The following is a 26376-nucleotide window of genomic DNA, read 5'->3' on the forward strand; positions in this document are numbered from 1 at the left end:
CATTAAGGTATATATAGCCTCGTTTGAGGCTATATATATTTCCTGCAGTAATTACATCTGTGGAACTGGCTCGTATTTTTCTAAATTTTCCACTTGATTGGCTTTTGTTTTATGATAAATCGCGGCGCCGATTAAAGCGATGGCAGCAACAGCTAGAATGGCAGTAACTGCTGTGGGTAGAAAGAGGGCAACTGGTATACAAAGTAAACCAAGCGTAACACCTGCTATTAATTCATTTCTAGATTGTTTATTGAAGTAGTTTTTGCGTTGTTCTGCGCTAAACATAGTGGGTTGATATTGGCCGCCTCTAACGTAAGCAGTTACACTATTCCATACTCCTCCGAGAGCAGGCGCTACTTCTTTTTTTATCGTTGCGAATATAGGGGTAGCCTCTTCTCTTACCGCATTGTATACTGTTTCCAAATTGGATTTCAGCCTAGGCTGAAAATGTTCGTTTGTTTCTAGTTTTGAAACAATACGGTTTTTATGAGAACTAGCAAATTCTAACAGTTTGGAGCTATTGTTTTCTTCGTTTGGCTCTTCATCGAATTGATAATATAAAGTGATTCCTTGACCTATTTCTTGAAAGACTACATTTTCTAAGGGTAATTCAGTTTCACTAATATCATGATAAGTTACCTGATCTTCATCTGAATCAAGCTGGATTTCTTCTAATAAACCTCTTAAAGCTGGGCTGTTATTTTCTGATTCATCCTTTACAAAAATTTTTATCTTCATCTCTGTCCTCGAAATACTTGGGTTAAAAAAACTATCCTAGTCTTTAAATGGAATACTAAAATAGCACATTACGAATAGGGCTGGGATGCTATTTAGAGCTCATGAGCCTTTTATTGTATTTAAAGCGCAAAACTAATACAGCTGGTGTAACTCCATGAGCTCTATACAGCGCTGCAATTATAATGGTCTTGTTTTTAAAAGCAAACACTTTGAACTGATAACAATGTTTGAAGTTGAAAATCAACTTTTTTGCTGACTGCTTCCATGAAGATCGAAGGCTTCAGAGTCAATTCCATGCTCACGATCAAATACCTCTTCATGTTTTTTAGCCAAAAACCAAGGAAGCACAACAAAAAGGATTAATCCGCCAAGGAGAAATGCTTCAAAAAAGAAAACGTTGCCTACAGGGATTTGCGTGGGTGGAACAAAACCAATAAGCATCGCAGTGAGGCAGCATAAAATACCAAGTCCAGCAACAATCCACATCATTAGGTTTCCCCCAGGGATAGTGTAACTTCGATGCTTATGGGGTTGGCTATAACGTAATTTTATCGCAGCAGAAAACATGAAAACATAAACGAGTAGAGCCATCTGGGCGCTAAGGTCGCTGAGAAGCCAGTAGGCTGCATTGATGGAATCCAATAATATAAACACAGAGCTGAGTAAAGTGAAAATAACTCCCTGAGCGATTAAAATGGCCACAGGAGCGCCATGGCGATTTACTTTTGCCAGTCGCTCAGGCAAAGAGCCATCTCGTGCAGCAACCAATAAGCCTTTAGTCGGCCCGATAATCCAGGCTGAAACCCCGCTTACCCCACCAAGGATAATCAAGACAGCAATGACTTTAGTCATCCAGGGTATGTGGTAATTGCTAAAAAATACGGCGTAGGCATCAATCAAACCAGATACAACACTTAATTCTTTATTAGGCACGACGATCACAATGGCAAGCGAGCCTAATACAAGGGTAGCAAAGATGAGTATAGTGGAGTATAAAATGGCTCTTGGATAATCCCTCTGAGGATTTTTGACTTCTTCTGCGTGCACAGCAGACATTTCCATGCCAAGTAGCCCGAATAAAACAGCGGCAAAAAGCGATAAATTACCTACAGAGCTAAAGTCAGGAATCCAATTAAACGGCATATCGATAGGAAGAGGTTTTCCCTGGAAAAGCCAAAGTGCACCTAAAATACTGACGAGAACCATGGGCAGGATAGTACCTAAACTTGCACCAATAATGCTCACTATGCTGGATACTCTCATGCCAAAGCAGTTGAGCAAAGTGAAAAGCCAGAACAAGCCAAGGACAGTGGTCAGTAAGTAAAATTTATTGTTAGCAAGCTCCGGGGCAAAAAGGTAGGACAAGGTTGCTGCAATAAAAGCTAAAATTGTGGGGTACCAAACAACATTATAAATCCACTGTAACCAAATCGTTATAAACCCAGCACGCCGTCCAAAGGCTTCACGAACCCAAACATAAAGCCCACCTGTGTTGGGATAAGCCGTTGCTAATTCCGCTGCAACAAGCGCAATGGGAATAAAAAAAGTGACGGCAGCAACTAAATAATAGGAGACTAAAGGTAAACCAAGTTTTGCACTTATGGGTAAAGTCCTCAGGCTATCAACAGCAATGACGTTGATCATGACTAAGGAAAAAACCGACAAGACTTTTTTAGAAGGATGCATGCAAAGTCCTTACTCGAGAATTGTTACTCAATTCTAAAAAATGGGTGGTAGATAAGTGCAAGCCACGCAGTTAAATTGACAGGCGGCAAAATTTAACAGTTTACCTACTTAAAATCAATCAGGTTAGTGGCTTCTTCAGGCCAAACGCATCTAATTTTTGAACATAAAAACCTGTTTTTTTGCCTAACTTCCCGCGCTTTATGCGCGAGATTCATGCACTCTAAACGGGACGTAGACCTGATTGGCGCATAAAGCGCGGAATCAGGTCTTTTTGGTTTTATGTCCCACCATTAGATGCGTACGCGTGCTGGTTACTTTATCTCAAAGCAAATTACGAAGTACGTACTGCAAGATACCGCCATGACGGTAATATTCGAGTTCATTTGCTGTGTCAATTCGGCAAATGACTTTTATTTTGTCTTCATGACCATTTTGGCGAGTGATGGTCATTTCCAGTCTCGCACCGGGTTTTAATGTGTCGTCCACGGCAATACTGATTTGTTCGCTACCATCAAGGTTCAATGTTTTTCGTGTTGTTCCTTCTTGAAATTGCAAGGGAAGTATCCCCATGCCAATCAGGTTGGAACGATGAATACGTTCAAAACTCTCAGCAATCACGGCTTTTACTCCCAAAAGATTAGTTCCTTTTGCTGCCCAATCGCGTGAAGAGCCTGTTCCGTACTCTTTACCGGCAATCACCACCAACTGCTGTTTATCTTTCTGGTAAAGCATGGAAGCATCATAAATGGACATCACTTTGCCAGTGGGTATATGACGAGTAATGCCTCCTTCAATGTCCGGTGTCATTTCGTTGCGGATGCGGATATTGGCAAAGGTTCCTCGCATCATCACCTCATGATTTCCGCGCCGCGAACCATATGAGTTAAAGTCGGCCTCTGTTACGCCTTGAGATTTTAGGTATAAACCTGCAGGTGAGTTTGCTTTAATAGAGCCTGCCGGTGAAATATGATCGGTTGTAATTGAATCACCTAAAAGGGCTAAGACATAAGCCTTGGTGACTGGTTTGATGGATTGTGGTGTTTTAGGCAAGTTTTCAAAATACGGTGGATGCTGAATGTAAGTCGAACTTGCATTCCAATTGTAAGTCGAGCTACTGCTGGTTTTTATTCCTTGCCAATGACTATCCCCTTGGAAGACTTCAGCGTATTCCTTGCGGAACATTGAACCATTTACCTTGGCAACCTCATGAGCAATCTCTTCATTGCTCGGCCAAATATCTTTAAGATAAACGGCTTTGCCGTCAGCACTTTCACCAATGGGATCTTGGGCTAAGTTAATCCGAACAGTTCCAGCGAGCGCAAAAGCAACGACTAAAGGAGGAGACGCTAACCAATTTGCACGAACTTGAGGATGAACTCTTCCTTCAAAGTTACGATTCCCTGAAAGAACGGAGGACACTACGAGATCATGGTCATTGACCGCTTGGGAAACAGAATCAGGAAGCGGTCCTGAGTTACCAATGCATGTAGTACAGCCATAGCCCACCAAATTAAACCCGAGTTCGTCGAGGTACGTTTGTAATCCTGCGTATTTCAAATAATCAGTGACCACTTTTGATCCAGGAGCCAAAGAAGATTTAACCCAAGGCTTACGTTTTAACCCTTTCTCTACCGCCTTTTTTGCCACCAGGCCTGCAGCCATTAATACACTCGGATTTGAAGTGTTAGTGCAACTGGTTATAGCAGCAATGACCACATCTCCGTGATGCATTTCATAGGATTCTCCTTTAACCGCAAAAGCATTATCCATTTCATTGATTTTACCTACTCCTTCCATAAACGCGGAAAACTCCTGAGAGAGCGAAGGTAAATTCACTTTGTCTTGAGGACGTTTGGGGCCAGCAAGTGAGGGTTCCACCGTGGATAAATCAAGACTTAATGTGTCAGTAAAAACAGGATCTTCTGCATTGCTGTCATACCACAAGCCTTGTGCTTTGGCATATGCTTCAACTAACGCGATAGTATGTGAATCGCGACCTGTCAATTGCATGTAATGGAGAGTCTCTTTATCGACAGGGAAAAAGCCGCAAGTCGCACCGTATTCCGGTGCCATGTTAGAGATGGTTGCGCGATCGGCAAGGGGCAATTCCGCAAGACCAGGGCCATAGAATTCAACAAATTTACCGACAACTCCTTTTTTACGGAGCATCTGTGTGACAGTTAACACTAAATCCGTTGCCGTAATGCCTTCTCGCATTTTTCCTGTTAATTTAAATCCAATAACCTCGGGTATGAGCATGGAAATAGGTTGTCCCAGCATTGCCGCTTCTGCTTCTATGCCGCCGACCCCCCAACCGAGTACACCTAAGCCATTAATCATTGTGGTGTGTGAGTCGGTACCGACAAGAGTATCTGGATAAGCATACCAGGTCCCATTTTCTTGACTTGACCAGACCGCTTTTCCTAAATATTCCAAATTAACTTGGTGACAGATCCCTGTACCTGGAGGCACTACCTGGAAATTAGCAAACGCTTTCTGCCCCCAACGTAAGAACTCATAACGCTCGATGTTACGTTCCAATTCAATTTCAGTATTCACTTTCAGGGCATCGGGACTGGCAAATTTATCGACCATTACTGAATGGTCAATCACTAAATCCACGGGGGAAAGCGGTGAAATTTTTTCTGGATTTCCTCCCATTTTTTCCAAAGCCGTGCGCATGGCTGCTAAATCGACGACCGCAGGCACGCCGGTGAAATCTTGCATTAATACCCTTGCCGGACGATAAGCAATCTCATGTTGCGAGGTTTTGGTATGTATCCAATCAGCCAGGGCTTTGATGTCTTCTGTCGTCACTGTACTGCCGTCTTCAAAGCGCAATAAGTTTTCGAAAAGGACTTTGAGCGAGTAGGGTAGGCGATTAATGCCTTTAAAATGTCTTTTCTCTGCTTCTTTGAGGCTAAAATAATGGTAGGTTTTATCTTCTACTTGTAATTGGCATTCAGTTGAGAGACTGTTTTGGCCCACTTTCATATACCGACTCCATTGAGTTCAAAGCAATTATGATAGCTCAAATAAAGCAAGTTTTCATGGGCCAAAGGAATGCTTCAGCAATTTTTTTTAATTAAAGGATGTCAATCATTGACTGGATAAGGTTATTGTACTTTTAGGTGCTCCTCAAGCTCAAATTCTTCATTTGCAGACCTACTGGGTGTACCAGTCGCAACGGCAATGGCCGCATTAAATAATTCCTCTTCTTTCTTGAATACTGCTGCCTCATTGGGTCGGGTGATACAAAACGAGTAATAAGCGCTCGGGAATAGAAAGCTGAGTGCAACTCCTAGGGTAATGAGTGCGGCAGGCAAATTGACCGGGATAAGGAATAAACTCAAAACTAATAGTCCAAGACCACCGTAGAAAAAAGCACTGGATGCAGTATCGGCAAAGCTATAGGAAAGATCTGGATTCTCACCCACATAACAGTAAAGCCCAGAATTATGGTATCGGCTGAGTGGATCTGTCATTCCTGGGGTTTCAAAATAGTCTTTTAATGTTTTTGCGAAAGCATAAAAACTATTGATGTAAGGTTGTTGGTGACTTGGTTTTTTAAATCGTTCAATTTGCCTTCTGAAAGCAGCCGCTCTCTCATCAATCAGGTGTAAAAGAGATTGAACTTGATTATGATCGTAGTTTTTTGATGGTAACTGCATTAACTGCTTCGCTTCTTGTAAGGCTTGCTCTGCCTCATTAAGCGCTTTTTTAGGTAAATATCGATAGAAAAATCTTGCCATAATCTGACCCTCATTTGAACACTGGAGCAAGCCTAACATGGTCAAACTATTAGCAGAAGAACAGGAGCCCTGCTTTTACAGCTAAGTAATAATTATTAACACAATATTAAGGTTTAGAATTTATTATTTTATGTATTAATCGTGCTTAGTTTCGAACGTCTAAAAAGGAGTTTTGGCGGATAATGACCTTAATTGTGCTCTTTTTTCCGCAATAAGATTTATGCAGGAGAATGAGCGATTAATCGACCAATTTTGCTCTAATAACAATTAAGGATACCCACGCTTATTTTTCTAATAAAAGGAGAGAAAAAAGCAATAAAATCGAAGAGAACAATGAACAAGACATGAAAGTCAATTCAACGGGTGATGTTTCATTCACTCTGGCAATGGATTCGAATTCGCGTACGTCAGTAGAAGTGAGGGTTTTTAAAAAGCAAAAAAGGGTAAAATAAACAGTAAGCGGATTGGTTTTTCTAAGCTATTATTCATGAAATCATCCTTTTTCATCAATATCAATGGATTATAGACTTCAATTCAATGGGGAATTTTAGCATGCTTTGTTTTACAGAAATCAGTGCAAACGAATTTTTAAATCACTATTGGCAAAAAAAGCCTCTTGTTATTCGCCAGGCTTTGCCTGATTTTATCAATGCATTAACTCCTGATGAATTAGCCGGTTTAGCCATGGAAGAAGAAATAGAAAGTCGAATTGTTTTTGAAACACCGAATAAAGCCCCCCGTTGGCATTTAAAACGTGGCCCTTTTTCCGAAAGTGATTTCACTCGCTTGCCTGCGACGCATTGGACCTTGCTGGTGCAAGGTGTTGACCGTTTTATTCCGGATGTCTATGCAATGCTCGATCACTTTGATTTTATCCCTCAATGGCGAATTGATGATGTGATGATCAGTTACGCAGTTAATCATGGCAGTGTAGGACCGCATTATGATAATTATGATGTTTTCTTATATCAGGCAAAAGGGCGACGAAAATGGTCGCTTACTACTAAAGATTGTAATAATCATAATTACCTAGCTGACACCGAGTTACGCATTATGAAGCAATTTGACATCGAAGATGAATACATACTTGAAGAAGGGGATATGCTTTATCTCCCGCCTCATGTGGGGCACTATGGTATAGCCATCTCAGAAGCGTGCATGACGTATTCTTTCGGTTATCGCAGTTATCAAGGCCACGAACTATGGGATAGTTATGCGGAGTATTTAGCAGAACAAGGACAGTCCACCTTGTTGTATCAAGATCCGATTTGGGAGCCTAATCGTGGAACTTCAGAACTGCCGCAACAGGCTTGGCTAAACGCAAAAAAACTGATGAGGCATCTATTAGATAATGAAGAGCTACTTAAATCTTGGTTTGGCTGTTTTGTCACCCGGTTGGATTGCCAAGCAGAAGCATTATTGCCTTCTCCACTGAACAAGAAAAGTGCTCAGTTAGATCATTTTGTTAAAGAATTAAAAAACAGTGAAGGGCTCATTCGCAACCCGCTTTGCCGTTTTGCTTATCAAGAATCGATTGATCGACGATTCCTTCATTTATTTATCAATGGGGGTTTGTGGGACTCGGACCAAGCCGCTAACGATTTAATTAAGGCAGTGGCGAATTCACGGGTCTTGACCACTAAAAGACTCATTCCTTTTATTAACGACAAGCACAATCAGATATTCTTGTTTAAATTATGGCGACTACGCTGGTTAGAGTTCATCGAATAACCTTTTTTGGTAAAAGCGCTTTACAAATCGCAATTTCAATTCATTGCTATCATAAAATTATCTTCGTTCATTTGGTATAGATATTGCAAACGAATAGAGAATCAATTCATTCAATGGCGGAGGATTTTTAATGATAAAGAAATACCTTTTAAGTCTAACTTTATTAGGATTTAGCTTGATCAATTCCTCCTTTGCTTTTGAAAAAGAAGTTGCAATCACCATTGATGATTTACCTTATGTGGGGTTTGCAAATAATGATGCCGCTAAATTAAAACGAGAAGAGGTTAGAATCTGGAAAATCATGCAAGCACTTATTGATAACAATGTGCCTGCCACAGGTTTTGTTATCGCAGGAAACATAGAAAATGGCCAATGGGAGCTTTTAGAACAATTACAGCAAGCGGGTATTGTGATAGGTAATCATACCTATACTCATGCCAATTTAAATGCAATGAGCACTGACAAATACATCTCCAATGTGGAAAAAGCAGATAAAATTCTAGCCCCTCTCATGTCATCACCGAAGTATTTTCGTTACCCTTTTTTAGCTGAAGGTAGAGGTGAGAAAAAACAGCGAGTGCAGGATTTTCTCGCGGCAAATAATTACATTATTGCGCCAGTGACTATTGACAGCAAAGATTTCGTTTTTAATGCTCGGCTATACGCAATGTCATACAAAGTGCGAGAAAAGAATTTAAATCGTATTAAGCAAGAATACTTAGCTTATCTCGCAAGTCAAATCCAAAAAGCAGAAAGGATTGCCAAAAATAAAAATCAACCGATAAAACAAATTTTGCTCATTCATTCTAATTTGCTCAATAGCTACTGCATGGAAGAGATTATTGCTATGTTTAAGAAAAACGGTTATCGATTCATTAGCTTGTCAGAAGCGCTGCAACAACCCGTACTGGGGGAAAACTCATCGACAGGGAATGACATAGCTGATAGTTTAGATCAAACCGCAGGTGTATCGAAGATAGCCCCTATTGATGACCCGCCACTCAATGATTCAACATCCCCAGAAGAAAGTGAATTTGAAAAATGGATATTTTAATGCATTATGATTACAATGCAATGAAACAATTCGGTTCTTTATCGATATGTTCAATGATTTTTCCACAAAAGACAGTCTGAAAATTCTACAAATTACAGATACGCACCTCTTTGCTCATCATTCCAGTTTGTTCGGTGTTAATCCTAATAAAAATTTTGATGAGGTTATGAAGGTCATTTTTAGAAATGAACTTGAAGATACCGACTTTATTTTATTAACAGGGGATTTATCACAAGATGAAACCTCAGCTGCCTATCAGCATTTATTGAAGTCATTTAAAAACTGCAAGAGCCGTGTTTTTTGGCTCCCGGGGAATCATGATAATGAAAGCGTTATGAGTGCGGTTTTTAATTCATTCTCTTTGTTTACACGCACAAGATTACTTGAATTAAAGCATTGGAATTTAGTGTTTATTCACTCTAAGCTTGAAGGCTCTGGGAGTGGTTATATTCATTTAGATGAGTTAAACGAAGTAGAAAAAATCATCAATGCAAGCAAAAAGAATATCGCTTTAATCATGCACCACCATCCCATTCCTGTTAATACCCCATTGATCGATCAGTATATTTTGAACAATAGAGAGGATTTATGGAAAACCATTTCCAATTCTAAAGTGAAATTAATTGTTACTGGCCATGTGCATGGAGATTATAGCTTTGTTTACCAAGGTGTTAACGTGGAGTGTTCACCAGCTACTGTATTTCAAATTAAGAAAGGTACTGATACGTTGCAAATTGAGCATTCAATAGGGTATAAAATTCATTATTTTGATAAGGATAGATACCGTTCTAAAGCAGTAATATGGGAAGGGACTGCATAGGTCAATCCGATTAACCGATTGACCCAGAAGTCGAGATCTAAGCCATTTTTTTCTGTAATTTAGTCATCATGTGATTAGGTAGCAAAAGCCAATAATGCCCTGGATTTTTCATGTGACCTGCAATAAAAGTCGCTTTTTCACCAGCTCCCCAATAGACATCACCACGCACTAAACCTTTAATTGCGCCGCCGGTGTCTTGAGCAATCATTAAGCGTTGAAAGGCTTTCTCTTGGTCTGGGTTCACATCAGGCCTTGTAGTACTTAACCACAGTGGTGCTCCTAAAGGAATCCATTTTTTATCAATTGCTAAGGAGTACCCTGGGGTCAGGGCAACACCTTGAGAACCCAGCGCAGCTTCATCTTTCAAATAATGAAAAAACACAAAGGACTTATTTTGATTTAACACCTTGTGCATTTGCTCAGGATTTTCTTCCAGATAGCGCTTAATGTGCTGCATGGAGGCATTATCCCTTGTCATAACTCCTTGATCGATGAGAACACGTGCGACTGAAGTATAAGGAGCGCCATTCTCGCCGGCATAGCCTAGATGTACTCGTGAACCATCGTCAAGCTCAACGGTGCCTGAACCTTGAATTTCTAAGAAAAGGCGATCTATATGACTATTCACCCAAATTAACACCGGTGCTTTTTCCGCTATAGCCCCATTATTGATTTCAGCGCGAGTATAATAGGGAAGCACTTGATTATCAGCCATTCGCCCTACAATTCGGCGATTTTTAAGGGTTGGATCAAATAAGCCTAAGTTAATTGTCACAAGGTTAGTAGGTAAGCCATAAATAGGGACGTTATATTCTTTAGATTTGGTACGGCTGCCACGCAATTGCGCCATATAATAACCGGTGAATAGTCCACGTACTGGCTGATTATTGTTGAATTCAACGGGAGTGAACCATTGCTGAAAAAACGCTCTTGCAGTGGTTTCCGAAAGCGGATGAATCGCAAGTGCAGCACGGCAGGCAGGTTGCCAGTCTTTTGCTCGTAAAGCGATATGCTCGCTACCTACTAATTGTTCGGGATCTTGCTTCAAAAAAGCTTTACAAGAGATCTGGAAGGCAAGGAGCGATTTTTTTACCTTGGCTGTTTTCCAACCGGGTAATTGTTCGAATGATTTCTGCTTTAATACGATTTCTTTGGGCTTTTGGGGCTTTTGTAGCCAATGCCACCACGAAAAGAAACCTAGTATTGAGAGCAGAGCGATTCCTGTAGTAAGTATTAATTTTCTTTTCATAACTGGGCAAATTTTACACGAATTGGAATTGAATGCAACTCTTTTTTTAAATCTAAACAGTTAACCAATTGGTTTTTATCGATAAAATAATATAACTTTGTTTTAGATATTGATCAAATTGAGTTCCAGGATGGATTAAAAGTCGAAGCGCTGTCCCCGCACTACAAACCCTTTAAAACCATCTTTTTTTGCGTTTGGTAAAAGGCCACAGTTATAATCGTACAGCCAAATTTTCTTCTTAATTTTGTTATCAAGGGTTTTTAACTCATTGTAATGTGCGTGTTGGCCACTTAATTTTGCTGAAGTTTCACAATCGTGAAAAATAACATCCGCTGCATTGTAAAAAGGTTGTAAAATATCAGGGGTGAAACGAGTGTCCATTGAAATGAATACTTTTTTAGCAATCCCGGTGATGAATAACCCGTAACTCGGCAAAATTTTTCCGTTCGAGATAGAATGGATCGTTTTCACCAGTTGGAAGTGATAATTTTCCCAAACGAAGTGGTGGTAAGCAGGTTGAACATTAAAGTAAGTCGATAATGTGGCTTGCTCGGTTTCTATGGATGACATACCACCGCGCAAAACGCTGTCCCATAGTCTATCTACCTGGTCAGGGCTAATGAAGAGCGTTATTTTTCCCTCATCAATAAAGCGCTTGGAAAAGCCTAGCCATTCTAATCCCCCAATATGATCACTATGCAGGTGGCTCACATAAACAGCATCAATGTCGCTATAGGTGTATCCTTGGGCATAGAGTGAATGCCTTGCATCACTTCCACAATCAAGAAGCAATTTACTCCCTGAGTCACTTTCAACCAGCATATTCGATTGAAATCGGTTTTCACCTACACTAAAAGCCGATGAGACACCCAGAAATAATAGCTTCATTAAACTATCCTTAAGTCCCGGTCCCTCTATATTCTCTTTTCATTTAGCCATTATCAAGCCATGGAATATAGATTGTAAACTCACTCAAGATGAAATTATTGTGGTTCCTGTATAAATAATATACTAAAGCAGTGGGAGAAGCGAAAAGGATTGAAATTATTTGCATAAAACGTGTAAGTTAGAATGTTTCTTAATCAATTTGTGGATTTTCTTCTTAGTAGGAGTGATTACTACAGATAGGGTGGTTAAGCATGAGTACTAACATGGTCTAACCAATCGATTATCTTTTCATGATCGTCTCGATCAAATAAGGCAGGGGCGTGCCCGGCATCTTCGATCTCTAAAACATCTACATGCGGGTGGGTTCGCTTCATTTTTCTGATGTGTTCTGGGAGCAGTAGCTTAGAATGACGGCCTCGAATCACAAGGACAGGGCACTTCACATTATGCCAAAATTCCCAAAGATCGACGTCAAACAAAATTCCTTCCAGTGCTTTATGAGGATGATAAAAAAACTCTTTAACCGCCTGCCATTTAATTCGGAAATCATGAATACTTGGATCATATTTACTGATAAATACACCAGGGGAGTGTTCGATAACGCTGGTTTCGGTGAATTGATCCCATTGTTCCTCAGTAAGATTACCAAACTCAGCATAAATTTTCTTATAGTGCTCTTTGGCTTGTTCTTTACTTGAAAATTCGGGGTCTTTACCCACGTATTTTGCCAGTTGCCACAATGCGTGAATGGGCACCTGAGGACTCACATCATTGAGAATGAGCCGACGAATAGGAGTATTAGGTAAAGCAGCCATCATAATTCCTATTAGACCGCCCATCGAGGTCCCTATCCAATCAATTTTTGTTGCTCCCGTTCGACTGATGAGCACATTCATGTCTAAGATATAACGGTCGAAATTGTAATTTTGTGGGTTCTTAAGCCAACTACTGTCTCCACGACCAACGACGTCTGGGCAAAAGACGTGGTATCCTTGCGTGCTTAAATAGTTTGCAAGTGGATCAAAGTCATGTGCGTTTCGCGTTAGCCCGTGAACACAAATCACCGCAGAGGGCTCAGAATTCACCTCGCCCCATTCAGTATAAGCCACTTTATGGTACCCCTCTTTGGTGGCACAAAGAACATAATCTTGCTTCATCTTTTTCCTACTGAGCAAATCAAGTTGGATTTCAATATAATAGTATATATTTTTATGAGGGGTTTTAATCTTAACTGAGTTAAGAGCAAGGGATAGCCCGTAATGAAGAAGCCGTCGTCATTCGGGATGCTGTTTTTTGCTCTTAATGATGGCTGGTCTGCTCCTCGGCTATCCCTACGAAGGGCATGCACGAACCCTCAATGAGGGCTAGCGCACTAAGCCATAAAGAATAGCGGAAATCGCAATGACTCCGATGATGGTGAGAAAAACATTAATAAAGGGACTACGGTATTTTTTCATCGCTGGCACTTTCAGGATTGCATACATGGGCATCAAAAACAGAATGAGCGCAATAATAGGGCCACCGAGCGTTTCAATCATTGTCAGGATATTCGGATTAATTGTCGCTACAGCCCAGCAGCTGATAATCATGAATCCTTCAATTAAAGAATACAGTTTAAAGTTTCCGATTGTTTTGCCACGAGAACGAAGGGATTTAACAATTAAGCCATGTAAACCCTCGCTAGCACCCAAATAATGCCCAAGGAACGATTTTGCGATGGCAATAAAAGCAATGATCGGGGCGATGTAAGCAATGGTTGGAGTATGAAAGTGATTGGCCAAGTAGGACAAAATTGAAATATTTTGCTTTTTGGCTAGTGCGAGATCCTGCGGTGATAAACTAAGGACACAACTAAAGACGAAAAACATCACTGTAACGACCATCATAATGTGGCTGTATTTTAATATCCATGAACTTTTTTCATCTGCTTTTTCTTTATAAGCTTGTTTTTGATTAACCGCAAAAGAAGAAATGATTGGTGAGTGATTAAATGAAAACACCATAACGGGAATAATTAACCATAAGGTCATTAGAAAGCCATTTCCTCCAGCAGCTTGATTAAAATTGCTTTGTTGAAAAATCGCATCATTCCAATGCGGAACAAGATACAAAGATAATATCAACAGAATACTGACGAAAGGATACACTAACAAACTCATTGATTTTACAATTATTTCTTGGCCAAAACGCACAATAGCCATAAGCGCCATGATTAAAATAATGGCTAATAACGCGCGAGGCGGTGCTTCCATACCTAATTGGTGAACAATGAAGCTTTCGGTAGTGTTGGTTATAGCGACACTGTACATAAGTAAAATCGGGTAGATAGCGAAGAAATAAAGTATGGTTAATATCTTACCTGCGATGCTACCAAAATGTTGTTCAACAACTTCGGTAATATCATTATTTTCAGAGGAGCCTGAGAGTACAAATCGACATAAGGCTTGATGAGAAAAATAAGTCATCGGGAAGGCAAGAATGGCCATGATGATAAGAGGCCAAATACCGTGTAAACCAGCATTAATAGGAAGAAACAGAGTACCTGCGCCAATCGCAGTTCCATAGAGACTCAGCATCCAAACTGTATCCTGTTTGCGCCAGATTTTTGCAGAAGGTTCTATCACTTCTGAGCCTAATATCGAAATTCCTTCTTGAGACATAAACACATCTCCATCTAAGCTATAAAAATTGGTTTGACCTGCCTGAAGTCATAATTTCCATACTATGACCTTTTTTTAAGCAAAATCGTAAAACTCATCTTATCCAATGTCATTTAACAAATCAAGTAGTCATTTTGTCCGATTAATAGACTACAAAATGCTTTGTAACTCGGTTGACAAGGCCGAAGACTCCGCTAAAGTTTCATCAGAGCCATTGTAATACCTATACCTTTCCAAGATGTAATTAGCGCGCTTCATAAAGCTGCTATCCGAATTAAATCTAATCTCTGAGTTATTAATGTACTGCGTAATCACCGCAATAATTTGATCAACTGTCACTTGCCGGTTATCGCACATCCGAACAATTTTTTTTCCTTTGGCCACGTGATTTCTGCCAAAGAAAGCAATAAAACCCGTCGTGTATATTTTGTATTTTTTTTGAATTTCTTGTTTTGCTAATAGGCTATCGGTGCAAAAACGATGATAATTCTTTGTGGAATTATTCTCAATGGATAAGCATAAAAGGCGCAATTCCCATCTCTTGGATTATCAACCGATATAAACATGGCAAAAGAAGACAGATTAGATAGTTAATTATTTCATAATTAGCTTAAGGAAAAATTAACTGCTAAATTATGGTGTTCTCATGGCTTTGTATGACTGAGGGAAGCAATTTATCCTAACTATCAAATTGTTAGCTAAAAATCGTTTTGCTATTGGATGTACTATACTTCATTTGCAAGTATTTTTTGAGGAGAAAAGAGCATGGCCCGCTCCACTGTTCCAATGAGCCTAAAAAATGGAGATGATATTGATATGCATCAATATTATCTTGATGTGATCGATTGCATGCCAAATATTGTTTATTTATTAGATAAAAATTGCTGTCTTATGGGATGTAATAGAAACTTTCGTAGCTTGCTTGGTGTTAATCAATTGGAAGAAATGATAGGGGTTCATCCCTATAAGAAGCTAGTTGCTCTGGCTGATTGGTCAGAAGAGCGAAGTGAAATACTCAAAAAGGATGATATCCATGTGCTGGTCTCTGGAGAGCCTGTGTATGATGCGACCGAGGCCCCTGTTGTTAATAAAAATGGCGATATTGTCTATTACCTTTCTACGAGGATACCTCTCTATAATAAGGATAAACAAGTCATTGGCTTGGTGTGTATCCTAACTGACATCACTGAAACGAGAAAATTAAAAGAACAATTGGCCAAAATTAAAAAAGAGCTGCAAGCTTATAACCAAAAACAAGAGCCTGAAGAGCTCACTGCAGCGCGTAATGATAGCTTGGAAAATCTTATTGAGAAAAAGCCCCCTAGAGTCTTAATGGTGGAAGACAACTCTGTTGCTCAAAGGGCAACTCAAGCCTTATTAATGCAACTCGATTGCCATGTCGATGTCGCGGAATCAGGAGATAAGGCAACGACATTATTTGCGCCAGGTAAATACGATCTTGTGTTTATGGATATTGGTTTAGAAGATACTTCAGGTTACGTTGTTTCGAAAAGAATTCGACAGCTTGAACAAGGTACTGAACACCATGTACCAATCATTGCACTTACGGGTTATCAAGCAGATATTGTCAAATACGATTGCGATGATTACAGCATGGAAGGGGCTCTAACTAAGCCGTTGACTACTGAACAAGCAAAACAAATTATTCAGCATTACATTTATCACATTGATATTCCTGTTCGAGGATTAAAAAGTATCAAAGGTCAGGAGGGAAATGAAAAATTCTAATCATTGCCAAGTGTTTTGTTGATGATTGACTGAAACTTAACGAGGAGTATCATACTAATAATCTCAGACCGGGCAAAGCAGCTAGTCTTTCCTAAAACGCTTGTCGAAAATGAAGTCGTATCATTGAGACTTGAGCAGCCAACTTGGGCATAAGAGGTAGTTATGATTTTAACGGGGGAGACAATCTTCCAGGACCTAAAGAAGCAAAATTTTGTGCAAGTTCCCTTCTCTATCGATCAGGAAGTTCTTCGAAAAGCGATCGTTTCCTTTTTTAAATTTTTAGAGGAGCCCGATGAGGTCAAAAATCAGATTGATTTTTCTATAGCGCCTGAGCATCGTAGAGGGGATGTAGGGTTTAAACACCGAGTTGCTGCGGATCACGTTTATAACGATTCAAAAGATTTTTTCCATTTCCATCCTGCATTATTTGAAAAATATGAGCCGTTTTTAAAAGAAAATCCAGTGGTTTTTGATTTTGTGTCAAAAGCGAAACCCATTTGGGATGTGGCCTACAAAACCGTTTACGCTATTTTGCGGGCTATTGAAGAAAAATTTGCTGGGGTAGTCAATAAGGTTTTTGCTACAGAGCACGTGCATATCCTATTGCGATTTTTAAAATATGATTGGCAAGAATCAGGGAAATATCTAGCCAAACCACATTTTGACGCGGGATCGTTTACTTTAGCCATTGCGGAAAGCTGTCCTGGATTAAGAATTGGGTCGTGTCCTGGGGACTTAAAAATCGTAGAACATCAAAAAGGCCATGCCATTTTTATGCTCTCATCAAATTATAAGCAAGTGATAAGCAGCGATGAATTTTCTCCTGGCTGGCATGATGTTATTCAGCTCAATGAAACACTCATTGGCAAGCCGTTTGCGAGATGGGCAATTGTTGCTTTCATTGAAGCTCATGGAGTTAAGGCACTCCCAAGAACCGAAACCCATAAATGGTATGTAGGCTCTGCATGATTCCCTCTGTAAAAAACAAAGAGAACAAATTTTCTCGATTATTATCGCTTGACGTTTTTCGCGGTCTCACCATTGCGCTAATGATTTTAGTCAACAGCCCTGGCAATCAAACGGCTTACTCATGGCTTGAGCACTCTGCTTGGAATGGATGTACTTTAGCTGATTTGGTTTTTCCTTTTTTTATTTTTATTGTGGGCGTATCTTCAGTGTTCAGCCTATCAAAGGCGAGAGAGGTTTATCATACACCGTCACAACAGTTGTTTGCCAAGATCATCAAACGAACCCTCATCATTTTTTTTATTGGGCTTCTTCTTAACGCTTTTCCTAATCATTTTGATTTTTCTACCCTACGATTTCATGGTGTCTTGCAACGCATCGCAATCTGTTATTTTGTTGCCTCTATTCTATTTTTAACAACAAAAATTGCAGTGCAAGTTGTTGTTATGTGTACTTTATTAATCGCGTACTGGTTAATGATGACTCAGATCAATGTGCCCGGATACGGCACCGGCAATTTGACGATCGAAGGTAATTTAGCAGCTTATGTGGATCGTTTGATTTTCTCTTCAATGCACCTGTATGGAAAATTTTACGATCCAGAAGGACTGTTAAGTACCATTCCAGCTATTGCCACAGCGATACTGGGCAATTTAACAGGGGTTTGGCTTCTATCGGGTTATAGTTATTGGCAAAAATGGAAGGGTTTGATGGCTGTGGGTTTTCTTGCTTTAATCGCAGGAGGACTCTGGAACATGGAGTTTCCAATTAACAAAACATTATGGTCAAGCTCTTATGTCTTGTGGACAGGAGGTTGGGCACTTATTGTGTTAGCATTTTGTTATTGGCTCATCGAAATTCAAGGGTGGAAAACTTGGTCTAAACCCTTTGAAATTTTCGGCGCGAATGCTTTGGCTGTGTATTTTTTACATGTCTTATTCTTAAAATTGCAGATAGTAATAAAAATACATCAAGGCGTTGGTACTCCGGAAAATTTAAAATTATTCATCACTAACACGCTTTTTGGGTGGGTATCCCCAGAAAAGGCTTCTTTCTTATATGCATTAAGCTACACCTTATTCTGGCTGCTTATTCTCGCTATTCTTTATCGTAAAAAAGTTTTTATTAAGATATAAGTATTTTTGAAGAATTGGTCGTTTTGATAACCGCTCTCGCACTTAAAATATTGCACTATACTTAGGTTGTGCTACCAATATCTTTTTAATTAAGCCATAGGCGCATAACGGGAGGCAATTATGGGCTTGAGAAGAGAATACGAAGAAGATCCTCATTCTTTTTCTGAACATTATGAAGAAGATGAAGAAAATCCTGAGGAGTTAAGCCATAAAAGACAAGTGCGGAAATTGCTCGAGGAAAAGCTTGAACGCAAACGATTAAAAAAAGAATTTGATGATGAGTTAGATGGAGAGTTTGATTGGGACGAGCTTGATCGCTAAATCCAGCCTCGAGATGCCTAGGTAGAAAAAGTTGAAATCAAGTCCCCTCGCTTAATGAAGCTTATGTTAACTATTCATTTTGTAATCGATAATTGGCTGCAAGCACTGTATTTTGCAGTAAGGTAGCAATGGTCATTGGGCCAACGCCGCCGGGTACCGGCGTTATCCAGGAAACAATTTCTTTTGCTCGTTTAAAGTCAATATCACCTCGAAGTGTTCCATCTGCTAAACGATGCATGCCTACATCGATAATAATTTGTTTCTCATTTAACCAATCAACATCAATAACATCCCGTACTCCAGTCGCAATGACGATAATGTCGGCAATTCGGACATATTTTTCAAGGTCCTTAGTAAACCGGTGACACACACTGACGGTTGATGCAGCTAATAGAAACTCCATGGCCATAGGTCGGCCAACAATATTTGAGGCTCCAATAACTAAAGTATTAACTCCTACAAGCGGAATTTGGTAATAAGACAGTAAGTGAATAATTCCATAAGGCGTGCAGGGTCTGAGTAATGGATTGCGTTGTGCTAGGCGACCTATATTATAGGGATGAAATCCGTCCACGTCTTTGGCAGGATCGATGCATTCAATCACTTTATTAGGATCAATCACATCAGGGAGAGGTAATTGCACCAAAATGCCATCAATCTCTTCTGCATGGTTTAATTGAGTGATTAATTCAAGAAGTTCTTTCTCGGAAGTGGTTGCAGGCAAGTCATAAGCATGAGAGTTAAACCCCACTTCAAGACAAGCTTTGCGCTTATTAGCGACATAGATATTGGAGGCAGGATCTTCACCGACTAAAATCACTGCCAAGCCGGGCGCTAAGTGGCCTTGTGCAATTCTTTCAGCAACAGCGTGTTTGACCTCTTCTTTAAGGTAGGCTGCTGCTTTTCTGCCATCTAAGAGTAATGCTGTCATTTTATACACAAAGAGAAATTCTAAGTGCAAATTATGGAGCAGTGTAGTTCGTTATGCAATGAAATTTACGGGTGCACATTCTTAAGTATTACGAGGGGTTTGAATTTAGGTAATCTTGCCTTGGAAATGTTGCCACAGCCTAGACAAAAGGATTCCAGTGTTATACATTGGCCATTTTCCAGCAGGAAATGCGAAAATGCGTATTGCCTTAGGGGTTGAATACGATGGTAGCCAGTATCATGGCTGGCAAGCGCAGACTGGACTGCATACCGTGCAGCAGGTATTAGAGCAGGCTTTGATGAAAGTAGCGGATTGTGAAATCAGCATCGTTTGCGCTGGCCGAACTGATACAGGCGTTCATGCAACAAACCAGATTATTCATTTTGATTGTGATAAAGAGCGTACCATCCGTTCCTGGATTCATGGTGCAAACTCGTTTTTGCCTAAGGACGTGTGTGTGAAATGGGGGCGCGAAATGCCCAATGAGTTTCACGCGCGCTACTCCGCTTTATCTCGGCGCTATCGGTACATTATTTATAATTCGCCTATCCGGCCTGCTCTTTTGCGAAGCAGTGTTACCTGGCAATATCGACAGCTTGACCATCGTGCCATGCAAGAAGCCAGCCAGTTTTTAATTGGAGAAAACGATTATACGTCGTTTCGTTCGGTAGAGTGTCAGTCGAATACACCGATGCGCAATATACACCAGCTGAAGGTGACGCGTTCTGGTGACTTGGTTATGATTGATATCACTGCCAATGCTTTTTTACATCATATGGTAAGAAACATTGCAGGAGTCCTCATGGCGGTTGGTTCTGGAAAGCAATCGGTCGGTTGGGTTAAGGAAGTGTTGCATGCAAAGGATAGACGATTGGGTGCGGAAACAGCACCGCCCTATGGTTTATACTTAGTAGGTGTTACGTACCCGAGCGAATTTGGTGTAATTCAAGCCAACCCGGGGCCTCTATTTCTTTGGGAGCGCTAATTGACTAACACACGAGTGCGAATAAAAATGTGCGGGATGACACGTGAAGAAGACATTATTCATGCTGCCAAGTTGGGAGTTGATGCCATCGGCTTAATTTTTTATCCCCAAAGCCCTCGTTGTGTTTCGCTTACCCAAGCAAAAAAATTACTCCGCAATGTTCCCCTTTTTGTTGATGTAGTGGCGGTCTTGGTGAATCCTTCTTCACTATTAGTGGATGAAATCCTTAATGAGTTGCCCATTGGTTGGTTGCAGTTTCATGGTGAAGAATCGCCTGAATTTTGTAATCAATTTAAAAAACCCTACATCAAAGCAATGCAAGTAAGCACAGCTGCCTCAATCCATAAATGCTGTTCAGACTATCCACAAGCTTCGGCGATTCTTTTAGACACGCCATCAGAGAGCAGTTATGGGGGTACAGGCCAAACCTTTGATTGGGGGCTTATTCCGGGAAATTTGGATAAACCTTTTATTTTATCCGGTGGCTTGGATGCGGCCAACGTTAATCGAGCTGTCAATAAAGGGTTTCCTTATGCTGTGGATGTGTGCAGTGGTATAGAAGCATCCTATGGGATTAAAGATCACGAGAAAATGAATCAATTTGTAAATGCATTACGGGGGAAAAATGAGTGAGAAAGAACTTCCTGATGAGCGTGGGCATTTTGGGCCTTACGGAGGTATGTTTGTAGCCGATACCCTAATGCATGCTTTAGACGAGCTACAGAAAGCTTATCAGCATTACCGTTGTGATCCAGAATTTTTAGCTGAATTGAATAAAGAATTTGCCGATTACGTGGGACGTCCAACACCCCTCTACCACGCAGAACATTTATCTGCCAAAATCGGAGGCGCGCAGATTTTTTTAAAACGTGAAGACCTTAACCATACCGGTGCTCATAAAATTAATAATACCGTCGGGCAAGCTTTGCTTGCTAAGCGAATGGGAAAAACACGGGTTATTGCGGAGACAGGAGCAGGGCAACACGGTGTTGCTACAGCAACGGTTGCGGCAAAATATGGTTTAGAATGCGTCGTTTACATGGGTATAGAGGACATTAAGCGTCAAGCTTCCAATGTTTATCGAATGAAGCTATTGGGTGCTGAAGTTGTACCCGTTACAGCGGGTTCTAAGACATTGAAAGACGCTTTAAATGAAGCAATGCGGGATTGGGTAGCCCATATTGATAATACGTTTTATATCATTGGAACAGTGGCAGGTCCTCATCCTTATCCACAAATGGTTAGGGATTTTCAATCGATTATCGGTCGAGAAGCAAGAGCACAGGTTTTGGAAAAAACAGGTCATCTTCCTGAGGCTCTAGTGGCCTGTGTGGGAGGAGGGTCGAATGCAATGGGACTATTTTATCCTTTTTTACACGACAAATCAGTGGCCATTTATGGTGTTGAGGCCGCTGGGAAAGGAATTGAATCAGGACTGCACGCGGCCTCTTTAATCGCTGGTAAACCCGGGGTTCTACACGGTAATCGCACCTATTTGCTTTGTGATCAGTACGGGCAAATAAAAGACACCCACTCCATCTCAGCAGGACTTGATTACCCCGGAGTAGGCCCTGAGCACGCTTATCTTAAAGACACTGGTAGAGTAAAATATGTGCCTATTAATGATGAAGAGGCGCTTGATGCATTTCGTACATTAACGCGAGTCGAGGGTATTATTCCAGCATTGGAATCGAGCCACGCCGTTGCCTACGCGATGAAACTCGCCAAAACCCTGAAATCCTCGCAACGAGTCATTGTCAATTTATCCGGTCGTGGTGATAAAGATATGCATACTGTCGCGAGCATCGACAACTTATCCGTGTAATTTGGAAGGGTATTCTATGAATCGAATTGATAAAACTTTAGCGCAATTGCAAGCTAGAGGTAAAAAGATGCTAAGCCCCTATCTTACAGCGGGTGATCCACATCCAGAAATGACTGTTTCACTGATGCATGAGCTCGTGAAAGCAGGAGCAGACATTCTTGAGATAGGGATTCCATTTTCTGATCCAATGGCTGAAGGTGTGGTTATCCAAGCAGCGATGGAGCGTGCTTTAGCTTATAACATGTCTTGTGAAAATGTGTTTATGATGGTTAAGAAATTTCGTGAACGCGATCAAGAAACACCCATCATCTTAATGGGGTATTTAAACCCCATAGAGCAGTATGGCTATGAGGCTTTCGCCAAGCGTGCTAAGCAAGTAGGCGTGGATGGAACAATATTGGTGGATTTACCTCCGGAAGAAAGTGACGCCATTGCGCCTATTTGGCATGCCTATGATTTGCACAGCATCTATTTATGCTCCCCGACAACGTCTGATGAGCGAATGGCTATGATTAACCAATATGGAGGCGGTTACCTCTATTTTGTGTCATTAAAAGGCGTGACGGGGTCAAGTGATTTTAATTTGGAGCATGTAAAAGAATTGTACCACCATCGAAAATCGCAAACCCAATTGCCACTCATGGTTGGTTTTGGTATTAAAACACCGGAAATGGCCGCTGAAGTGGCCCAGTTTGCGGATGGAGTTATTGTCGGCGCAGCACTAATTAGTCGCATTTTTGAAGCGTACACGACATCGGCGAACGCACTCGCTGCAGGAGCCTCTCTAATACACGATATGCGATTGGCGATGGATAAGTAACGGAAAAAATTATGACAGAAAGCAGTGAAAAGACGAACGAGAAAAGAGCAAATTTTATACGACAATTGATTGCTGACGAATTAGCAACTGGCAAGCATCAAGAGATCATCACCCGATTTCCACCTGAACCCAATGGTTATTTACACGTGGGTCATGCTAAGTCAATTTGTTTGAATTTTGGTGTGGCTGAAGAATTTGATGGCCGTTGCTATTTGCGATTTGACGATACTAACCCAATCAAAGAGGAAGAAGAATACGTCAATGCCATCATCGAGGATGTACGTTGGCTGGGTTTTGAGTGGTGTGCGATGACCCATTCTTCAGACTACTACCAAGAACTGTATGATTATGCTGTGGATTTGATCAAGCAAGGTAAGGCCTATGTCGATAGTTTAAGCATGGAAGAAATCCGAGCTTATCGAGGGACCTTGCAAGAGCCTGGCCGCGAAAGCCCCTATCGGAATCGCTCTATAGAGGAAAATCTCGATTTATTTGCGCGAATGAAAGCGGGCGAATTTGCTGATGGCGCACATGTGTTGCGTGCACGTATCGATATGCAGTCAGGCAATGTGAACATGCGTGATCCTGTGCTTTATCGTATTCGTCATGTGCATCATCAGCGTACTGGAGATGCGTGGTGTATTTATCCGATGTATGACTACGCGCATCCGCTCTCTGATGCGCTCGAAAAAATAACGCACTCCCTTTGTACTTTAGAATTCCAAGACCATCGACCATTATATGATTGGTTTATTGACAATTTAGACGTTCCCGCCAAACCCATTCAAACTGAATTTGCTCGTCTCAATTTGTCTCATACTGTCACTTCTAAGCGGAAATTAAGACAGCTTGTTGAGGAAGAGATTGTTGAGGGTTGGGATGATCCACGATTGCCTACCTTGCGAGGTATGCGCAAAAGAGGATATCCACCGGCTGCCATTAGGCAATTCTGTGAAATCATTGGCGTCTCACGTAGTGATTCCGTTATTGACATGTCCGTGCTTGAGGAGTGTGTTCGCGCTGAGCTGAATAAAACAGCAAGACGAGCAATGTGTGTTCTTGATCCCTTAAAAGTGGTTATTGAAAATTACCCCCAAGATAAAGTAGAACACTTAACAGCCTCATTCCATCCACAGGATCCTACTGTGGGCAATCGTACTATTCCGTTTAGCCGGGAAATTTATATTGATCAAAGCGATTTTATGGAAAATCCTCCTAAAAATTATTTTCGCCTCTCACCCGGTACGGAGGTGCGTTTAAGATACGGCTATGTGATCCGTTGTAACGAGGTTATTCGAGATACACAAGGGAAGGTGATAGAGCTTCGCTGCAGCTATGATGAAGATACACTAGGAAGAAATCCCACCGATCGGAAGGTAAAGGGAGTAATTCACTGGGTATCTTGTGAACATGCTTTTCCCGTAACTATCTATCAATATGATCGTTTGTTTAATGATGCCAATCCAGGACGTGAGAAAGATTTTCTCAAGTTTTTAAATCCAAACTCATTAGCCGTCCGCCATGGATTTTGCGAACCCTCGCTTTTAAACCAACCTCTACATGACGTTTTTCAGTTTGAGCGACTTGGCTATTATGCCGTTAATCAAGTCGAGAAAGGCGAAGTGAAGGCATTTCATCGGGTGGTTGATCTTAAAGACACCTGGGGCAAAATCAGTTAAGGGGCAGGCATGTTAAACCTATACAATTCATTAACACGAACAAAAGAGCCATTTAAACCACTTAAGCCAGGTAAAGTGGGTATGTACGTTTGCGGTGTAACTGTTTACGACCGCTGCCATCTAGGGCATGCGCGCTCCATGGTGTGTTTTGATGTTATTGTGCGCTTTCTGCGTGCTCAAGGGTATGAAGTGAACTATGTCCGTAATATCACGGATATTGATGACAAAATCATCGTTCGTGCGAATGAACGTAGTATGCGCATTGATGAATTAACTGCCCAGTATATTAAAGCCATGCATGAGGATGCTCAGGCATTAAATATTTTACCTCCAGATATAGAACCGCGAGCAACCAATCATATTGATTCAATTATCCAATTAATTAAGCGATTAATTGACAACGGCTATGCCTACATTAGCGATAATGGGGATGTGTGCTACCAGGTTGAACAGTTCGCTGATTACGGCAAGCTCTCTCATAAAGACTTGGATGGTTTAATGGCGGGAGCGCGTATTGAGGTGGTCAAAGAAAAACGTTCTCCGCTTGATTTCGTTTTGTGGAAAAAAGCAAAACCGGATGAACCCAGCTGGCCGTCACCATGGGGGGATGGACGACCGGGTTGGCATATCGAATGTTCGGCAATGGCGATGCATGAACTTGGGGAGCAATTTGATATTCACGGTGGTGGATTGGATTTGCAGTTTCCTCACCATGAAAATGAAATCGCTCAAAGCGAAGCAGCCAGTGGGCGAACTTTTGCAAATTATTGGTTGCACGTGGGTATGTTGCAGGTTAACAATGAAAAAATGGCAAAATCGCTTGGCAATTTTTACACAATTGAAGACGTGCTCAAGCAACATCATCCAGAAGTGGTACGCTATTTTCTGTTGAGTAGCCATTATCGTAGTCCTCTGAATTATTCAGAAGAAAATTTGCAAAATGCGAACAAGGCATTAACTCGTCTTTATCAATCCATTAAAGATTTTGGTAACATGGAAGAAAATGCTGAGTTAGCGGCGGATTGGTTTGAACAATTCAACGACGCTATGAATGACGACTTTAATACCCCGGTTGCGTTATCTATTTTATTTCAATTAAGTCACGAAATTAACAAAACCAATTCAGTATTACTGGCTTCAACTCTTAAAAAGGCGGCCTCCGTTTTGGGCTTGCTAATGACACCTCCTGAGGAATTTCTCCAAGCAGGGCTTGAGGACGAAGCAAAGACTCAAATAGAACAGTTAATTGAGGAACGGCTCTTAGCTAGAGCCAATCGTGATTGGGCAAAAGCGGATGAAATTAGAAATAGCCTAATACAGCAAGGCATCGAACTGGAAGACGGTCCCACAGGAACAACCTGGCGCAGACGAAATTAAAAAACTAGC

At 41.0% G+C, this 26376-nt stretch carries 23 protein-coding genes; 13 read left to right on the forward strand and 10 right to left on the reverse strand.

The window, feature by feature from the left end; translation table 11 throughout:
- Window positions 1-51: 51 nt before the first annotated feature.
- The 4 genes from B5D33_RS05265 to B5D33_RS05280 form a co-directional block, all read right to left on the reverse strand.
- The gene (locus tag B5D33_RS05265) at window positions 52-738 is read right to left on the reverse strand and encodes a hypothetical protein (RefSeq protein ID WP_058451577.1); all 687 of its coding nucleotides are present in this window, start codon (window positions 736-738) and stop codon (window positions 52-54) included.
- Between the two features lie 240 nt (window positions 739-978).
- A complete protein-coding gene (locus B5D33_RS05270; protein ID WP_078767349.1) occupies window positions 979-2424 on the reverse strand; it encodes an APC family permease in 1446 nt (481 codons plus the stop codon).
- A 321-nt stretch (window positions 2425-2745) separates the two neighbouring features.
- Complete coding sequence (gene acnA, locus B5D33_RS05275; RefSeq protein ID WP_058451576.1) at window positions 2746-5418, reverse strand: aconitate hydratase AcnA; 2673 nt, start codon at window positions 5416-5418, stop codon at window positions 2746-2748.
- 122 nt (window positions 5419-5540) lie between these two features.
- The gene (locus B5D33_RS05280; RefSeq protein ID WP_058451575.1) at window positions 5541-6176 is read right to left on the reverse strand and encodes a hypothetical protein; all 636 of its coding nucleotides are present in this window, start codon (window positions 6174-6176) and stop codon (window positions 5541-5543) included.
- Between the two features lie 552 nt (window positions 6177-6728).
- Between B5D33_RS05280 and B5D33_RS05285 the strand changes: the two genes are divergently transcribed.
- From B5D33_RS05285 to B5D33_RS05295, 3 genes are all read left to right on the forward strand, one after another.
- Entirely contained in the window at window positions 6729-7907 is a 1179-nt protein-coding gene (locus B5D33_RS05285; RefSeq protein ID WP_058451574.1) for a cupin domain-containing protein, read from the forward strand.
- A gap of 130 nt (window positions 7908-8037) precedes the next feature.
- Window positions 8038-8961 carry a polysaccharide deacetylase family protein gene (locus B5D33_RS05290; protein WP_065239980.1) on the forward strand — a complete coding sequence of 308 codons (924 nt, stop codon included), beginning with the start codon at window positions 8038-8040 and terminating at the stop codon, window positions 8959-8961.
- Window positions 8962-9007: 46 nt separating this feature from the next.
- Entirely contained in the window at window positions 9008-9781 is a 774-nt protein-coding gene (locus B5D33_RS05295) for a metallophosphoesterase (RefSeq protein ID WP_058451573.1), read from the forward strand.
- 37 nt (window positions 9782-9818) lie between these two features.
- On the opposite strand, the gene mltA is transcribed toward B5D33_RS05295, so the two are convergent.
- The 5 genes from mltA to B5D33_RS05320 form a co-directional block, all read right to left on the reverse strand.
- Entirely contained in the window at window positions 9819-11030 is a 1212-nt protein-coding gene (gene mltA / locus B5D33_RS05300) for a murein transglycosylase A (RefSeq protein ID WP_058451572.1), read from the reverse strand.
- A gap of 135 nt (window positions 11031-11165) precedes the next feature.
- Window positions 11166-11918 carry an MBL fold metallo-hydrolase gene (locus B5D33_RS05305; RefSeq protein WP_058451571.1) on the reverse strand — a complete coding sequence of 251 codons (753 nt, stop codon included), beginning with the start codon at window positions 11916-11918 and terminating at the stop codon, window positions 11166-11168.
- A gap of 245 nt (window positions 11919-12163) precedes the next feature.
- The gene (locus tag B5D33_RS05310; protein WP_058451570.1) at window positions 12164-13075 is read right to left on the reverse strand and encodes an alpha/beta fold hydrolase; all 912 of its coding nucleotides are present in this window, start codon (window positions 13073-13075) and stop codon (window positions 12164-12166) included.
- A gap of 207 nt (window positions 13076-13282) precedes the next feature.
- Window positions 13283-14578 (reverse strand): serine/threonine transporter, encoded by a 1296-nt coding sequence (locus tag B5D33_RS05315; RefSeq protein ID WP_058451569.1) that lies wholly within the window; start codon window positions 14576-14578, stop codon window positions 13283-13285.
- 150 nt (window positions 14579-14728) lie between these two features.
- Entirely contained in the window at window positions 14729-15109 is a 381-nt protein-coding gene (locus B5D33_RS05320; protein WP_058451568.1) for a hypothetical protein, read from the reverse strand.
- Window positions 15110-15343: 234 nt separating this feature from the next.
- Here B5D33_RS05320 and B5D33_RS05325 point away from each other — a divergent pair, with 234 nt between their 5' ends.
- The 4 genes from B5D33_RS05325 to B5D33_RS05340 all read left to right on the forward strand — a co-directional run bounded on the left by B5D33_RS05325 (window position 15344) and on the right by B5D33_RS05340 (window position 18750).
- Entirely contained in the window at window positions 15344-16327 is a 984-nt protein-coding gene (locus tag B5D33_RS05325; protein WP_234802465.1) for a response regulator, read from the forward strand.
- A 162-nt stretch (window positions 16328-16489) separates the two neighbouring features.
- Window positions 16490-17296 carry a hypothetical protein gene (locus B5D33_RS05330; protein ID WP_058451567.1) on the forward strand — a complete coding sequence of 269 codons (807 nt, stop codon included), beginning with the start codon at window positions 16490-16492 and terminating at the stop codon, window positions 17294-17296.
- Window positions 17293-18429 carry an acyltransferase family protein gene (locus B5D33_RS05335; protein WP_058451566.1) on the forward strand — a complete coding sequence of 379 codons (1137 nt, stop codon included), beginning with the start codon at window positions 17293-17295 and terminating at the stop codon, window positions 18427-18429. The genes B5D33_RS05330 and B5D33_RS05335 overlap by 4 nt, the downstream gene beginning before the upstream one ends.
- A 120-nt stretch (window positions 18430-18549) precedes the next feature.
- Window positions 18550-18750, forward strand: coding sequence for a hypothetical protein (locus B5D33_RS05340; protein WP_058451565.1), 201 nt, complete (start codon window positions 18550-18552; stop codon window positions 18748-18750).
- Between the two features lie 70 nt (window positions 18751-18820).
- Here B5D33_RS05340 and folD read toward each other — a convergent pair whose 3' ends face one another.
- Window positions 18821-19681: a bifunctional methylenetetrahydrofolate dehydrogenase/methenyltetrahydrofolate cyclohydrolase FolD gene (folD, locus tag B5D33_RS05345; protein WP_058451564.1), complete on the reverse strand. Its 861-nt coding sequence runs from the start codon at window positions 19679-19681 to the stop codon at window positions 18821-18823.
- 196 nt (window positions 19682-19877) lie between these two features.
- Here folD and truA point away from each other — a divergent pair, with 196 nt between their 5' ends.
- The 6 genes from truA to cysS are packed head-to-tail and all read left to right on the forward strand — an operon-like array spanning window position 19878 to window position 26367.
- Entirely contained in the window at window positions 19878-20666 is a 789-nt protein-coding gene (gene truA / locus B5D33_RS05350) for a tRNA pseudouridine(38-40) synthase TruA (protein WP_058451594.1), read from the forward strand.
- Window positions 20667-21299 carry a phosphoribosylanthranilate isomerase gene (locus B5D33_RS05355; RefSeq protein WP_058451563.1) on the forward strand — a complete coding sequence of 211 codons (633 nt, stop codon included), beginning with the start codon at window positions 20667-20669 and terminating at the stop codon, window positions 21297-21299. It abuts the gene before it with no gap.
- Window positions 21292-22491 (forward strand): tryptophan synthase subunit beta, encoded by a 1200-nt coding sequence (gene trpB / locus B5D33_RS05360; protein WP_058451562.1) that lies wholly within the window; start codon window positions 21292-21294, stop codon window positions 22489-22491. Before B5D33_RS05355 ends, trpB begins: the two co-directional genes overlap by 8 nt.
- A 16-nt stretch (window positions 22492-22507) precedes the next feature.
- Window positions 22508-23311, forward strand: coding sequence for a tryptophan synthase subunit alpha (trpA, locus tag B5D33_RS05365; protein ID WP_058451561.1), 804 nt, complete (start codon window positions 22508-22510; stop codon window positions 23309-23311).
- Window positions 23312-23322: 11 nt separating this feature from the next.
- Window positions 23323-24990 carry a glutamine--tRNA ligase/YqeY domain fusion protein gene (locus tag B5D33_RS05370; RefSeq protein WP_058451560.1) on the forward strand — a complete coding sequence of 556 codons (1668 nt, stop codon included), beginning with the start codon at window positions 23323-23325 and terminating at the stop codon, window positions 24988-24990.
- 9 nt (window positions 24991-24999) lie between these two features.
- Window positions 25000-26367: a cysteine--tRNA ligase gene (cysS, locus tag B5D33_RS05375; RefSeq protein WP_058451559.1), complete on the forward strand. Its 1368-nt coding sequence runs from the start codon at window positions 25000-25002 to the stop codon at window positions 26365-26367.
- The last annotated feature ends 9 nt before the right edge of the window (window positions 26368-26376 follow it).

This window comes from Legionella maceachernii (assembly GCF_900167045.1).
Lineage (GTDB): Bacteria > Pseudomonadota > Gammaproteobacteria > Legionellales > Legionellaceae > Tatlockia > Tatlockia maceachernii.

What these genes read in the sequence shown, in the direction of transcription:
- B5D33_RS05265 (WP_058451577.1), bottom strand. Translation starts at nt 738, where the DNA reads ATGAAGATAAAAATTTTTGTAAAGGATGAATCAGAAAATAACAGCCCA.
- B5D33_RS05270 (WP_078767349.1), bottom strand. Translation starts at nt 2,424, where the DNA reads ATGCATCCTTCTAAAAAAGTCTTGTCGGTTTTTTCCTTAGTCATGATC.
- acnA (WP_058451576.1), bottom strand. Translation starts at nt 5,418, where the DNA reads ATGAAAGTGGGCCAAAACAGTCTCTCAACTGAATGCCAATTACAAGTA.
- B5D33_RS05280 (WP_058451575.1), bottom strand. Translation starts at nt 6,176, where the DNA reads ATGGCAAGATTTTTCTATCGATATTTACCTAAAAAAGCGCTTAATGAG.
- B5D33_RS05285 (WP_058451574.1), top strand. Translation starts at nt 6,729, where the DNA reads ATGCTTTGTTTTACAGAAATCAGTGCAAACGAATTTTTAAATCACTAT.
- B5D33_RS05290 (WP_065239980.1), top strand. Translation starts at nt 8,038, where the DNA reads ATGATAAAGAAATACCTTTTAAGTCTAACTTTATTAGGATTTAGCTTG.
- B5D33_RS05295 (WP_058451573.1), top strand. Translation starts at nt 9,008, where the DNA reads ATGTTCAATGATTTTTCCACAAAAGACAGTCTGAAAATTCTACAAATT.
- mltA (WP_058451572.1), bottom strand. Translation starts at nt 11,030, where the DNA reads ATGAAAAGAAAATTAATACTTACTACAGGAATCGCTCTGCTCTCAATA.
- B5D33_RS05305 (WP_058451571.1), bottom strand. Translation starts at nt 11,918, where the DNA reads ATGAAGCTATTATTTCTGGGTGTCTCATCGGCTTTTAGTGTAGGTGAA.
- B5D33_RS05310 (WP_058451570.1), bottom strand. Translation starts at nt 13,075, where the DNA reads ATGAAGCAAGATTATGTTCTTTGTGCCACCAAAGAGGGGTACCATAAA.
- B5D33_RS05315 (WP_058451569.1), bottom strand. Translation starts at nt 14,578, where the DNA reads ATGTCTCAAGAAGGAATTTCGATATTAGGCTCAGAAGTGATAGAACCT.
- B5D33_RS05325 (WP_234802465.1), top strand. Translation starts at nt 15,344, where the DNA reads ATGGCCCGCTCCACTGTTCCAATGAGCCTAAAAAATGGAGATGATATT.
- B5D33_RS05330 (WP_058451567.1), top strand. Translation starts at nt 16,490, where the DNA reads ATGATTTTAACGGGGGAGACAATCTTCCAGGACCTAAAGAAGCAAAAT.
- B5D33_RS05335 (WP_058451566.1), top strand. Translation starts at nt 17,293, where the DNA reads ATGATTCCCTCTGTAAAAAACAAAGAGAACAAATTTTCTCGATTATTA.
- B5D33_RS05340 (WP_058451565.1), top strand. Translation starts at nt 18,550, where the DNA reads ATGGGCTTGAGAAGAGAATACGAAGAAGATCCTCATTCTTTTTCTGAA.
- folD (WP_058451564.1), bottom strand. Translation starts at nt 19,681, where the DNA reads ATGACAGCATTACTCTTAGATGGCAGAAAAGCAGCAGCCTACCTTAAA.
- truA (WP_058451594.1), top strand. Translation starts at nt 19,878, where the DNA reads ATGCGTATTGCCTTAGGGGTTGAATACGATGGTAGCCAGTATCATGGC.
- trpB (WP_058451562.1), top strand. Translation starts at nt 21,292, where the DNA reads ATGAGTGAGAAAGAACTTCCTGATGAGCGTGGGCATTTTGGGCCTTAC.
- trpA (WP_058451561.1), top strand. Translation starts at nt 22,508, where the DNA reads ATGAATCGAATTGATAAAACTTTAGCGCAATTGCAAGCTAGAGGTAAA.
- B5D33_RS05370 (WP_058451560.1), top strand. Translation starts at nt 23,323, where the DNA reads ATGACAGAAAGCAGTGAAAAGACGAACGAGAAAAGAGCAAATTTTATA.
- cysS (WP_058451559.1), top strand. Translation starts at nt 25,000, where the DNA reads ATGTTAAACCTATACAATTCATTAACACGAACAAAAGAGCCATTTAAA.